The organism is Agaribacillus sp. DX54 (assembly GCF_056858335.1).
Genome location: NZ_JBXEQE010000001.1, coordinates 363,117 through 376,346 on the forward strand (window position 1 = coordinate 363,117; position 13,230 = coordinate 376,346).

A 13,230-nucleotide genomic window follows, 5' to 3' on the forward strand; every position below is an offset into this window, starting at 1 on the left:
TTATTATCATTTAAATATTCTATTCTTTGTTCACCCTTTCCGGTTTGTTTTTTCTTGGATCGAGATAGCTGGCGATTTTCAAAAAAAGCTCATTGTGATCAAATGGCTTCGATACGTAATCATTCATACCTGCGTTGATGCACGCTTCCTTGTCTCCTTTCAGGGCGCCGGCGGTCATGGCGATGATGGGTATGCTCCGCTTTGGTTCATCCAACTTCTCCCTGATCAGTTTTGTAGCTTCCAAACCTCCCATTTCCGGCATATTTACATCCATCAGGATCAGGTCGTATTCGTTTTCCCGTATTTTTTCAAATGCCAGTTTGCCATTTTCTACAATTTCAACCTCAAAATTCCAGGAGGACAGGGTTTCATTAATCAATAACTGGTTCATAGGATAGTCTTCGGCTACCAACACCCGTATACCGCTCAAATCCATTTCAAGTTCAGGTTTTTTGCTTTCTTTGATAATACTCTGATCTTCTGCTACCCCCAGGTTCAGGTTAAATATGAAAGTGGAACCGACTCCTTCCGTACTTTCAACCCTGATTTCCCCGTCAAAAAGGTTGACAATTTTTTTAACGATTGCTAGCCCCAATCCGGTACCTCCGTATTTTCTGGTAGTGCTGGATGATGCCTGGGAAAAACTGTCAAAAATAGTGTTGACTTTGTTGGGAGGTATACCAATTCCCGAGTCTTTGATTTTAAACAACAGGTCGACACAGTTGTTGACCCTGCTGCTTTCCTCAACAGACAAATGAATGGAGCCTTTTTCGGTGAATTTCAAGGCATTGCTCATCAGGTTGGTGATTACCTGGTTGATCTTTACCGGATCTCCCAATAAGCTTTCCGGTATTTTGTCTGCAATTTCCTTGGAGATGATCAACCCCTTACCCTCTGCTTGGAATACAAAAGAGTTAAAAATTGATTCTATCAAATCCCGCAAATAAAATATAGTTCTCTCGATTTCCATTTTACCGGCTTCGATCTTAGAAAAGTCGAGTATATCGTTTATGATGGCCAATAAATTTTTGGTGGAAAAACCGATGGCCTCCAGATACTTTTCCTGTTCGGGGTAATGCTTGTTTTTGACCAGCAGATCGGTAAAACCTTTTATACCGTTCAATGGCGTGCGAATTTCGTGGCTCATGTTGGCCAGGAATTCCTCTTTCACCCTTTTGGAGTCTTCGGCCTTTTCCTTGGCGAGGGTCAATTCCTGCTCTACTTTTTTATTGGCGCTGATATCGGATTCAATGGCAATTACTTTGTTGATATGACCATCCACATCCATAATAGGTGTCAAAGTCGTTAAAGCCCAGTACGCTTTGCCTGATTTCGTGTAGTTAAGGTTTTCGTAGGTAAAGGATTTTTTACCATTAAGCACATGGTTGATAATTTCTCCGGAATCAAAGATCTTTTTTGAGTCTTTCCTGAGTATTTCCCCCGAAGAGCCTTTTACTTCCAGAAAACTGTAACCTGTCATGTTACAAAAGGCCTCATTGACCCATTCTATTTTTAATTCATTGTTAAAAATGATGACAGCGTTGCTGGTTTTACTGGCTACAATCGAGAGCTGCTTGAGTTCTTCCTCAACCGCGGCAAGCCGTTTTTCGGCCAGGCTTCTCCGGATGGTTTTTTCTATGGTCAAAGGAAGCACTTTCAGGTAATTTCTCGCCGTATCTTTAATAAGATAATCAGAGGCACCTTTTTTCATCGCCCTCACGATGATTTCTTCATCACCTACACCAGAGGTAAATATGAGCGGTATTTTGAACCCTAAATCCAAAATATCGAAGGCATTGCCATCCCCCAGCATATAATCTGTAATAATTACATCATATTGATTGGCAGATAATTTTGTCTGCGCTGTCTGAACCGAATCGGCGATATCATATTCGAAATTCAGCTTTTCCATCTTCACGAACCTTTCAAAGGCCATTTGATCTATCGGGTCATCCTCGATCAGTAATATTTTTGGACTATGCATGATGTGTAGGTTTATACAGTCTCACTAAAAGACCAATAGTTTTTGATAGACTTTATTATTTCCAGGAATTGTTCATAATCTACCGGCTTGATCATGTATCCCGCTACTCCGAGTTTAAAGCTTTCAACCTTATCTTTTTCATGTTTAGAGGTGGTGAGCACGATTACAGGAATGGTTTTATACTCCTTATAGTTTTTAATCTCTTGCAGAAACTCAATACCATTCATTTTTGGCATGTTTAAATCCAGCAATATGATGCCGGGCTTGTCGGTCGCTTCATCCTTCAGGATTTCCAGCCCCTCTTCCCCATTATTGGCTACCAGTAATTCATTGATGACTTTCAGCTCTTTAAAAGCCCTTTTGACCGTCATTTGATCCACAAGATCATCTTCAATCAATAAAATTGGTTTGTTCAAAATCATGTTTTGAAGAATTTAATGTCCGTAATTAAAACTAAAACTAAAGGTTGAACCTTGGCCGGATGCTGAATCAACGCTGATTTCACCTCCATATATTTTAACAATTTTTTTCACCATGGCGAGGCCAATTCCGTTGGTTTCCAATTCGTCTTTGGATTTAAGGGTTTGAAAGATTTTGAATATCTTTTGGTGATATTTCTCCTCAATTCCCGGCCCGTTATCTGAGACCGAAAATTCCAAATTCCGCCCTTTTTCCCTGAAATCGATTTGAATTTTTCCCTCCTTTTTGTCCATAAAAAAAACAGCGTTTTTAATTAACTGCTCAAATACGATATATATATGGGTTTTAATGCCCATTACCCTGGGTAAGGGCCTCACCGTCTTAACAGTTATATGTTCGGGTATTTGAATGGTGTTGACAATTTTTGAAATGATAGAATTGGGGTTTACCATTTGTCTTTCTTCTTCATCCGAAGAATTTATGCTCATGTAAAGTGAGATACTGTCGATCAGGTTATACAACCTTTCAACCCTTTTAATAAGAATGTCGATTTGCTCTTTGCTTAATTCATCAAAGACATGCTGGTAATCTGTTTTTATCCATGAAGCAATGGAGCCAATCGATCGCAAAGGAGTTTTAAGATCATGGGACGTTATATAGGCAATTTGTTCCAGCTCCTCGTTCATGGATTGCAATTCACTGAGCATTTGATTTTTACTTTTTTCATCTTCTTTTCTGGGCGTAATGTCCCTCGAAAACACCGAAACTCCGGTAATCTTATTTTCGGCCTGAATTGGGTTAAATGAGGTTTCGAAGTAACGGGAACTGCCATTTTTTTTGTTCAGGACTTCTTCTATGATGAATCTTTCACCTTCTTTGGCCTTAAGCAAAAAACCTTCCAGTTCCTTATATTCTTCCGGAGGCATGATGTTGCTTAGCTTGTCTCCAAGCACAGGCTCGATATTGTATTTGGCAATGGTTTTTTTCCGGAAAAACGAGTTGAAGATATTCAGGCGAAAATCCTCATCTACCGACCAGATAATATCGGCAGTATTTTCGACGATAGCCTGAAATTTTAACCTTGAAACTCTCAGCTCTTCTTCAAACTCTTTGGTCATCCGGATTTTTTCCTGGAGTAAATCTACCATTACAAGCATGTTGTTTTCTTCAATATCCTGCAAGGTGTCCGGTAATTCCTGGATTTTTAATTCTGCAATAGCCTGTTTCAGTTTGTCCAGTACGATGTCACGTTGCTTATACTCATTGCTGAGCTTCTCATTGGAATCATAAAGTTCATTGAAATTTGTATCCATAGACCTTTTCAATAACTGCCGGTCTTTTTCATATTTTTCGTAGGTGCAGCTAATGGTTTGAAAAAGTTTATCTAAATCCGGACCTATCTTCAGGTCACCCTTTAAGTAATTTTTAATCTGACGTTGCAATATTTTATGGTACGAGGTCATGCTTTGGAAAATATGATAAGTCCGGGAAACCCTTCTTTTGCCTTTGACACCGGTCTTAGCCTGACTGTTTCCTCTATCCATTTTTTTTGTGCGGCTCTCATAGTCTGTACTTTATTCAATTACAGGTTGTAGTTTGGAAATGCAAGGCAGCGAAAAGTAGAATGTGGTGCCCTTACCGATTTCAGATTCAAGCCAGATTTCTCCCCCGTGCAATTCAATGGTTTTCTTAACAATCGTTAATCCGATACCGGTACTTTCATAGGACGCCTTGACACCGAGTGTCTGAAAGATTTGAAACACTTTGTCAAAATACCGCTTTTCTATTCCAGGGCCGTTATCGGCAATACTGAATACGTATGCTTCCTCTTCTTTTTGGCATCTGACTGCTACCAGACCTTCCTTTTTGTCGTTGTATTTAATAGCGTTACTAATAATGTTTTGGAATACCTGCTGAATTCTGGTTCTGGCCACCAGCATAACTGGCAAATCGCCTTGTATTTCTACTTTAATATGATCGGGAGGGGAAAGCATATCTATCACTTCTCCCACGATTAACTTGAGATCGACATCCTCTTTTTCTCCATTTTCGTTACTGGCCCTGGAGTATTGCAGAATGCCGTCGATCAGGTTTTCCATTTTTTTGACACGGCCGGTCAACAGGTCGAACTGGGTTTTACCCTCATCATCCAACTGGTCGCCGTAATCCTGAACGATCCACTGGGACAAGGAACTAATGGCCCGTAACGGCGCTTTCAGGTCGTGTGAAACGATATGGGCAAAGTCTTTAAGCTCATCGTTGATTACCTGCAATTTCTCACGCGAGTTTTTCAAAGCTTCTTCTGCTTCTACCTGGGCGGTGATATCATTTTGAAATCCGACGAAGTGGGTCACTTTCCCCCCGGTATCGTATACCGGAGAAATGGATAATTCATTCCAGAACATGGTCCCGTCTTTCCTGTAATTCCTGAGTATGACTTTGCATTCTTTTTGGTTTTCGATGGCGTTTCTTAATTTTTCCAACCCTTCCTGCTCCCTGTCTTCCTGTTGTAATATCCGGCAATTTTGCCCTATCATCTCATGAGATTCATAACCGGTGATCGATTTATTGGCAGGATTGGAATAGATAACAGGATGGTCAGGCATTGAACAATCAGTGATCACCACACCGGTACTGGTAGAGTTTAAAGCCCTCTCATTGATTCTTAACATTTCCTCTGCCTTTAATTGAGCAGTGATATCCCTTCCTGTAGCATATATTAAACCATCCACCAGATCGGGGAACAAGTTCCACTGAATGTTTTTACGTTTATCGTCTTTGGCGATAAATGTGACATTCAACTTGGATACATTTTCTCCCTTCCTCAACTGTTCGGCATTACTCAATGACAATTTATGATCCTTTGGATCCACAAACTTGGTGAAATGTTTGCTCACCAATTCCTGCGGTGAATAGCCAAGTAAGGTACTCCAGGCAGGATTTACCTTTGTGAAATAACCTTTGAAATTACCAATCACAAATAAGTCGCTGTTGAGTGTGAAAAACCTTTCCAATCTTTTTTCAGATTGAATATTAATATAAGTTAAGCCATACATACACGCCAACCCCGAAAATACAGCGAATGTGTGGGTGACAACCCCGACCCATCCAAACCGGAATATGGTGGTATCTGCTTCAATAGTGACTATTTTAACAAACCAGGGGTATCCTGAAATGAACAAAATCGATACCCCGGCCATAAACAACAAATTTCCTTTTTCCCTGAAATCATACAGTACAAATGATACCAGCGAGAATGACAATTGCAATAAAAAAACACCGGCAATGGGGGATTCTCCCGGACGGGTAAGTACAAAGTTGTAACTCGAGGCCAAAATTAACGGACCGATGGCCAGTAAGAATCTTGCCAGGTTAATGTGACCGGACCGGTTGAGTAAAATAGCGCCAAACCCCACAAATACGCCCAGACCTGGTATGATAGCAGTGATTTTTGGTAAATAAATCAAAGAGATAATGGCAAACGGAATGGCGGCAGTTGAAACCAACAATAATGCCAGAATATTGGTAGGCCTTACCCGCCTTTTGATGTAAGCCGGATAGTCGTACTTTATTCCTGAATTGATGATTCTTTCAAGCAAATATTTCATTTTTGTGTTATGGAATATTTATGGCCAGTGGATAGCTCGGGTCTCTCTGAAACTTCAGATCATCGCATATTTCCAGCAGGTTTGTGAATTTTCAATTGACAGTATGAAAAAAATTCACCCAAATTTAGGTGTCTGTACTGCACCTTTCAATAGAGTATCCTTTGAAATGCGCAATTAAGTAAAACCCTTAGCAGTGTATTATTCTTTTACTCATTCTGTCGACAGACACTTTATTAAAAAATAATCGATTTAGAGGTCATTCAACGAGAATTGGAAGCAGGTTAACGGTAAAATAGCGTCTCTACACTAATTATTCCGTGCCGGCCGCAAAAATCAAGTACTTTGGTGCATTGTTTAAACTGGCTATGAATAATAATCATTGTAAACTAGCTGTACGCTTATCCATGTTTAAAACTAATCGTGAATTTTTTAGCTTGTGCTATGGGAGATTTAAATATTCTGATTTTAGAAGATGTCACCAGCGATGTAGCGCTTATTGAGCTTGCCTTGCGAAATGGAAAGCTCGCTTTTGATTCCAAATGGGTAAAAAACAAAAGCGAGTTTGAGAATGCACTGAAAACCTTCCATCCGGACTTGATTTTGGCTGACTATGACCTGGCTTCATTCAATGCTGCCGATGTCTTTAAAATTGCCAGCCTGAAAGTTCCTGATATACCATTTATCATTGTTTCCAGTGAGCCACAAGACAATGATGCGTGGAAATTCTCTAAACATGTACCGACAGATTATGTATTAAAAGACAAGTTATCCGGATTACCTGTAGTTATCAGAAGGACACTTGCTGAAACGGCAGCCGGCCAAGTGAGGGGTTTATCCAAAACTGTTTCTAAAAAAAATGGCAATCCATTGAAAAATGTATTAAAATCAGTTGGCATGATTACCTGGGAATGGCATGTGACTGATAATGTGGTTAAATTTGGTGACGGCCTGAGTGAATTATTTGGGTGTGAAAAGAGACAAAGGGAGTTGGAGGTAGATGTACTGAAAGGTATGATACATGCCGATGACCTTCCCGAAATGTTACACAATCTCGCCGCACACCTTAATGGTTCTTTGTCCATATACACCGCCAAATACCGGGTTAGGCACTGTAACGGGAGATGGATTTCAATGTCGGACCGTGGTAAGGTAACAATGACCGGTCCGCTTGGAAAACCTGTGATGGTTTCCGGCGTTTTGACGAGCGCAGATCCTGAAAAAGAAAACAACTATTTTACTCCCATAGCCAAGGAAGAAAAGGAAAAATCCTGGGTTTTACTTGACAGTGTGTATAAGGCAGTGCCCACAGCCATTACCTTTCTGGACAGTGAGTTTAGAATTGTATCTGCCAGCAAGGCTCTTTGCCGGCTGACAGGATTGCCTTTGGCAGACCATTACGGAAAGTATTTAAAGGAGGTAGTACCGGAAATCGCCAAAAAATCAGAAACTTTTCTCAAAAGGGTGATGAAGTCGGGAAGACCCATCTTCGATTTCGAAATTACAGAGAAAACACCGGTTTCGAATAACAAAGTGGGACATTTTCATGTATGTTTTTACCCACTTAAAAACCTCGACCATCATTTGGTGTGTGTAACTATCAATGATATAACCCCTGTCAAAATAGCGGAAGCATCCAGGTTTGAAAGTGAGATGCGATTCAGGCAGATGGAAGAAAATCTTAATGCCGTCATCTGGATTATTGAAACGGGTTCCAATAACCTTCAGTATATAAGCGCTTCTTATGAAAGATTCTGGGGAATGTCTACAGAAAGCCTGCACGATGACCCTTTTTCTTTTGTTGAAAAGGTGCACCCTGATGACCAGGAGTACGTGGAAGAGTTTTTGATCGCCCTGCTGAATAATGAAAAACCAGCGTACGAAGCTATTGAGTTCAGGATTATTTGCCCGGGTGAAAAGATCAGGTGGCTAGGTGGTAAAGGGTTTACAATTCCTGACAAAAATGGGAACATTAAGAGTTATGGTGCATTGATGCAGGACATTACCCAAAGAAAACTGGTGCAGGAGGAGCTTGCGGAAAGCCAGAGTATGTTATCCGATACTCAAAAAATAGTTCATTTGGGGAGCTTCGAGTGGAACATTGGTGACAACAAAGTGCATTGGTCCGATCAGTTGTTCAGGATTTTTGGTTATCAACCAAAAGCATTCCCAACCTCAATAGCTTCTTATCCGGATTTATCTTATCCTGATGACCAGGGATTGATAAAGAAATCGATAAACGCAGCTATTAGCCAAAAGGAAGGTTTTGAACTGGAACATAGAATAGTTTTACCGAACGGCGTCATACGGATTGTGGCTTTAACGGTAAGGGTAAAAATGGGAGATGACGATCTTCCTGTGCAATTGATTGGTTTGGTGCAGGACGTGACGGATAAAAAACAGGCGGAGGAGGTAGCCCAGCGGTTTGGCAGGATATTGGACAGTGCATTAAATGAACTATATATTTTCAGAGAAGATACCCTGCACTTTATCCAGGCCAGTAAAAGCGCCCTTCAAAATCTTGGTTATCAAATGGAAGAGTTAAAATCCCTGACGCCCCTGGACATCAAAGTCGGGGTGGATGAGCAGAAAATAGCCCAATGGATTTCGGTTTTAAAATCAGGTGAGAAGGAGGGAATAGTTTTTGAGACCACCCACCGGCGTAAAGATGGTACTACTTATCCGGTAGAGGCAAGGTTACAATATTTAAGGTCGGAAACACCACCTGTTTTTCTGGCTGAGGTATCGGATATTTCCGAAAGGCGAAGAACACAGCAGGCCAGGTATGAAGGCCAGGAAATGGAAAGGAAGAGAATTGCTATGGAAATTCACGATGGTATCGGTCAAATGTTGATTGCTATTAAACAACGTGTGCTAAACCTGGAATTTGAAGGTGTTGAAAAGGAAGAACTGCAAGAAAAAATCAATGAAATTGACAAAATTCTGTCAATGACCATTGAGGAGGCGAGAAGAACATCCAACAATCTGGCACCCATTATACTCAAGAAAATGGGCATTGAAGATGCCATCGAAATGTTATGTATTCAGACTGCCAAAATAAGTGATACACAAATTCTCTTTGACCACAAAGGCCCTAAAATAAGGGCCGGAGAGAAAATACTGCTGGCTGTTTACCGCATTTTGCAGGAAGCCCTCAACAACCTGGTCAAGCATTCACAGGCCAGCCAGGCAAAAGTTCAGTTTTTCCGCGATAAAACCGGTATTTGCCTGATTATCGCTGATAATGGGATAGGCTTCAACCTGAATGGAAATTTGAGAAAGGGCAGTAACGGGCTAAACAATATGCGGGAAAGAGCCAGCCTGGTGAATGGAGAATTTTATATTGAAACTAAAGAAAACTCGGGTACTTACATAAAAGTCGATATTCCTTTTGACCCTAACGATTATAACGATTAAAACATATGAGCAAGATAAGTGTTGTGATAGTTGATGATCACGCATTGGTAAGAGACGGCATAGCCGCTATGCTGAAAAACGAAGATAACATTCAAATTATAGGAGAAGCCGTGGACGGAGAGGAAGCTGTCTCAAAAAATAATGAATTGATGCCGGACATTATCATAATGGATATTATGATGCCAAAATTCAATGGGCTGGAGGCTGCCAAAATGATCAAAGTGCAACACCCTGATTCAAAGATTATTTTTCTTTCTATGGAAGTGAAAGAAGATTTTATCTCTGAGGCCATCAAAGCCGGTGCCTCCGGATACATCCCCAAAGATTCTAACAAGGTTATTTTGATAAATGCCATCCGTGCGGTTTATCAGGGAGAGAAATATTTTCATAGCATGGTGTCAGAACTGATTTTCAACCAGTTTTACAAAAAGTCAGTAGGCAATGAAAAAGTTAAAAAAAACTGTAGTTCGGGAAAGATCAGCAACCGGGAGGTTGAAGTACTTAAATTGATCGCCTCAGGATTCAGCAACAGTCGGATTGCCGAAAAACTTTTTATCAGTGTAAGGACAGTGGATGCCCACCGTAATCATATCATGCAGAAGCTTGAGCTCAACAATACCGCGGAATTGGTGAAGTACGCCATTAAAAATGATATCATAGCATTGGATTAAGGGCAAGATAATTATAATACGGTATTTACCTAGGTTATCACCTCAAACTTTAGTGTCATTACCTATTTTTTATTTTACGTTTTTACCTTATTGAATCCCCCTGAATTAAGCGATAATTTCAATCCATAAATAACGGCCATCAGGAAGGTTTTTTACTTCAAATAATGGGCCGGCATAAATAGTTGAATTATGGAGAGAATAAAAGTCTTAGTAGCGGATGACCACTTGTTGGTAAGGGAAGGCATTGTGGCTATGCTGAACAATGTAGAAGACCTCAAAACGGTGGCAGTTGTTTCAAACGGGAATGAAGTAGTCAAAGAGATAAAAAACGCCACAGTGGATGTCGTGGTCATGGATGTGATGATGCCCGTTTCAAACGGTATTGAAACCGCCAGATTGGTCCGGGACATGGATTCCGGTATAAAAATTATCCTGCTGTCTATGGAAGTAAACAGTGAGCTTATCGCGCAGGGGATAAATGCAGGGGCTTCGGGATATCTTGCCAAGGACTCCCCTAAATCAGTTTTGGTGGATGCCATAAGAAAAGTTTATCAAGGTGAACTGTTTTTTAACTATCAGATAACCAACACGGTTTTCAGGGATTTCTATGAGCAATCGAAACTTGGAAACAAAATGACTGCCAAAGACAAGAGTGTGGTTAGCAAGAGGGAGTTGGAGGTGCTTAAATTGATTTCCCAGGGTAAGAGTAACCGTGAAGTAGCCGATGAATTGTTTATCAGCGTCAGGACAGTAGATGCCCATAGGAATCACATCATGAAGAAAATTAATGCCAAGAGCACCGCAGATCTTGTTAAGTACGCTATTAAAAACGACCTTGTAACCCTCTGAACGAAGATTTTATCATGAATTTTAACGTTTCATGCCAAAGCCTTAGGAAAACTACTTAAACCTTAATGGAATTGCATAATTTTCTAATTACGTATTTACTCTATTGAATCTGGCAGGAAATCGAAATAAATTTGATGTAACATTTGAAAGCATAAATATAATTAAAGCAAAATATGAGTCAGGCTTAACAATACTTCAAAAACAAGTAAAAAGAGTTTGCCATAACAACCGGAATGACATGAATTTAAAATTGGAAGACATGAGTGTAACGACGCGGCTACTAATATTTGGCATTCCTTTTTTGGGGATTATAACCCTTACTTCCTGTAAGAAAGACGATGACGTAAAGCCTGCTTCTGAGGTTATAGTAATTAATGAAACGCAAAAATCGTTTATACAGGGGCTTGAGTTATTTTATTATGGTGAAAGCATCAATATATTGGAGGAATCCAAAAGGATTGTGGGGGCCGATGGCGCTGTGGCGTACGAAATTTATCAACCCGAAAAATATGATGGTACCGACTTTGTCACGGTAACCTTTCACTTAAATGGTGCTACCTACGCAGATTTTAATAATCTTAACTTTAAGCTGAAGGTCGATATGAGTAAACAGTCGGTGGACGAGATCGAAGAGGTTTCACTGGATGGTGAATACCTTTCTGCAACCAACCTGATTTTAATGCTGGGAGACTGGTAAAAATATTTATTATATAATTATGACTGATGACTATATGTGTGATTGAAGATGAACCTGATTTAAATATGAGGTTGGAAAGTTTCAAGTTTTGGTTGTTTTTATTTTAAATGCAGGTTAGTTAACCGTATCAATGCAAATTGGTACGGTTTTTTTACTTTTCTTCCATATCACTTAACTCTAAATTCAACGCCTTGGTGGAAATATGTGTTTCGACCAGGGAAATGCCCAGTGAAATGAGCAGCGCCATCAGGCTTGCGGCAAACAAATAACTGGCAACTTCCGGCAGCCTTTCGAATAACAGAAACATACAAAGTACCACCAGAAAAAAACTAAGTATACCGAAGGCCTGCATATAACGGATCATATTCAACCTTATTCTCAGGTTTTTGATCTGATGAATAATGATCGTATGATCGCGATCGTTTAAGTGTTGTTTGTGGAGATTGCGAATAAGTGTAGCGATCGCCAGAAACCGGTTAGTATATGCCAGCAATAACAAAGTAATGGCGGGGAACAAAAGTGCCGGCGTGGTAATATCTAACAACATCTTAAAATAAGATTAAATAACTGTTTAATTTTAATTTGTGCTAAATTAACTTTAAACCCGGAATTAATCACCCAAATATTTGTCCAATTACCTCATATGAGATATTTAAGCATTTTTTCTTTTTCGATCGCTTTATGGCTGTTTTTTTCGTGCTCAGACAATACCGATAAAAGTAACCTGGAAAGTGTGGCAGACAAGAAAGCCATTGAATGGGTAAAATATGCGGACAAAAATATTGTTGAAGAGGCTCCGTCCTGCCTTGCCTCGCCAGACCGTTGTGCGGTGGTCAGGATTAATTATCCGGGGATTACAGAGGCACCTGCCAGCTTACCTAAAGATTTGTTAAACAGCCATATACAAAAGGCCATACTGAAAGGTTCGCTCGACCCCGAAGGGCAGGCCGGAGAAGTTACAAAAGCGTGTAAAAAGTTCATCGAAGATTTTACAACATTTGAAAAGGAAATGGAACAGGAGGTCGCGGCCTGGTCTATTGAGATCGGTATCGAGGTCATTAACAATGATGCCAATTATTTTTCCCTGCGCATCGATGAAAACGCTTACCTTGGCGGTGCGCATCCGAATCAACATACCAGCTTTTTGAATTATAATATTGTAACCGGCCAAAAAGTAACCCTGGATCAACTGATTAAAGATACCGACCGGTTAAGGGCGTTAGCAGAACAGAAATTCCGGGAAGCTAAAAAACTGCCTCACGGAGCAAATCTGAGCGAGGCAGGATATTTTTTTGAAGAAGGAGAATTCACCCTCACCCATAATTTTGGTATAAGCCAGGGGAACCTTTTGTTGTATTATAATAACTATGACATCGCCCCTTACGCACTCGGCCCGACTTTATTGGAATTGCCATTGGAAATTATATTATAAAACCGGTGCATGACGCACAAACACTCATGGACGGCGGGTGTAAAAAAGATGTGTGGTATTCGAAACGTGATTCGAATTTTACCGGAAAGTGTATAACCGGTTGCCATTGAGGCTAGTAGCCATAACTTCCACCCAAGAGATTTTTTAGAATAATC

10 protein-coding genes are annotated in these 13,230 nt (G+C 40.3%); 5 read left to right on the forward strand and 5 right to left on the reverse strand.

Going from position 1 to position 13,230, the window contains the following annotated elements:
- Positions 1-19: 19 nt before the first annotated feature.
- The 4 genes from AC04NP_RS01470 to AC04NP_RS01485 are packed head-to-tail and all read right to left on the reverse strand — an operon-like array spanning position 20 to position 6,012.
- Positions 20-1,984 carry a hybrid sensor histidine kinase/response regulator gene (locus tag AC04NP_RS01470; RefSeq protein WP_482857522.1) on the reverse strand — a complete coding sequence of 655 codons (1,965 nt, stop codon included), beginning with the start codon at positions 1,982-1,984 and terminating at the stop codon, positions 20-22.
- 11 nt (positions 1,985-1,995) lie between these two features.
- Positions 1,996-2,406: a response regulator gene (locus tag AC04NP_RS01475; RefSeq protein ID WP_482857523.1), complete on the reverse strand. Its 411-nt coding sequence runs from the start codon at positions 2,404-2,406 to the stop codon at positions 1,996-1,998.
- A 12-nt stretch (positions 2,407-2,418) separates the two neighbouring features.
- Positions 2,419-3,948 carry a sensor histidine kinase gene (locus tag AC04NP_RS01480; protein WP_482857524.1) on the reverse strand — a complete coding sequence of 510 codons (1,530 nt, stop codon included), beginning with the start codon at positions 3,946-3,948 and terminating at the stop codon, positions 2,419-2,421.
- 30 nt (positions 3,949-3,978) lie between these two features.
- Complete coding sequence (locus AC04NP_RS01485; RefSeq protein ID WP_482857525.1) at positions 3,979-6,012, reverse strand: PAS domain-containing sensor histidine kinase; 2,034 nt, start codon at positions 6,010-6,012, stop codon at positions 3,979-3,981.
- 441 nt (positions 6,013-6,453) lie between these two features.
- On the opposite strand from AC04NP_RS01485, the gene AC04NP_RS01490 reads away from it, so the two are divergent.
- From AC04NP_RS01490 to AC04NP_RS01505, 4 genes are all read left to right on the forward strand, one after another.
- On the forward strand, positions 6,454-9,426 hold the full coding sequence (locus AC04NP_RS01490; RefSeq protein WP_482857526.1) for a PAS domain-containing protein: 2,973 nt from the start codon (positions 6,454-6,456) through the stop codon (positions 9,424-9,426).
- 5 nt (positions 9,427-9,431) lie between these two features.
- Positions 9,432-10,097: a response regulator transcription factor gene (locus tag AC04NP_RS01495; protein WP_482857527.1), complete on the forward strand. Its 666-nt coding sequence runs from the start codon at positions 9,432-9,434 to the stop codon at positions 10,095-10,097.
- Positions 10,098-10,286: 189 nt separating this feature from the next.
- A complete protein-coding gene (locus tag AC04NP_RS01500; RefSeq protein ID WP_482857528.1) occupies positions 10,287-10,946 on the forward strand; it encodes a response regulator in 660 nt (219 codons plus the stop codon).
- Positions 10,947-11,184: 238 nt separating this feature from the next.
- Entirely contained in the window at positions 11,185-11,643 is a 459-nt protein-coding gene (locus AC04NP_RS01505) for a hypothetical protein (protein ID WP_482857529.1), read from the forward strand.
- 151 nt (positions 11,644-11,794) lie between these two features.
- On the opposite strand, the gene AC04NP_RS01510 is transcribed toward AC04NP_RS01505, so the two are convergent.
- A complete protein-coding gene (locus tag AC04NP_RS01510) occupies positions 11,795-12,190 on the reverse strand; it encodes a DUF2721 domain-containing protein (RefSeq protein ID WP_482857530.1) in 396 nt (131 codons plus the stop codon).
- A gap of 96 nt (positions 12,191-12,286) precedes the next feature.
- On the opposite strand from AC04NP_RS01510, the gene AC04NP_RS01515 reads away from it, so the two are divergent.
- The gene (locus AC04NP_RS01515) at positions 12,287-13,075 is read left to right on the forward strand and encodes a DUF3298 and DUF4163 domain-containing protein (protein ID WP_482857531.1); all 789 of its coding nucleotides are present in this window, start codon (positions 12,287-12,289) and stop codon (positions 13,073-13,075) included.
- Positions 13,076-13,230: the final 155 nt, after the last annotated feature.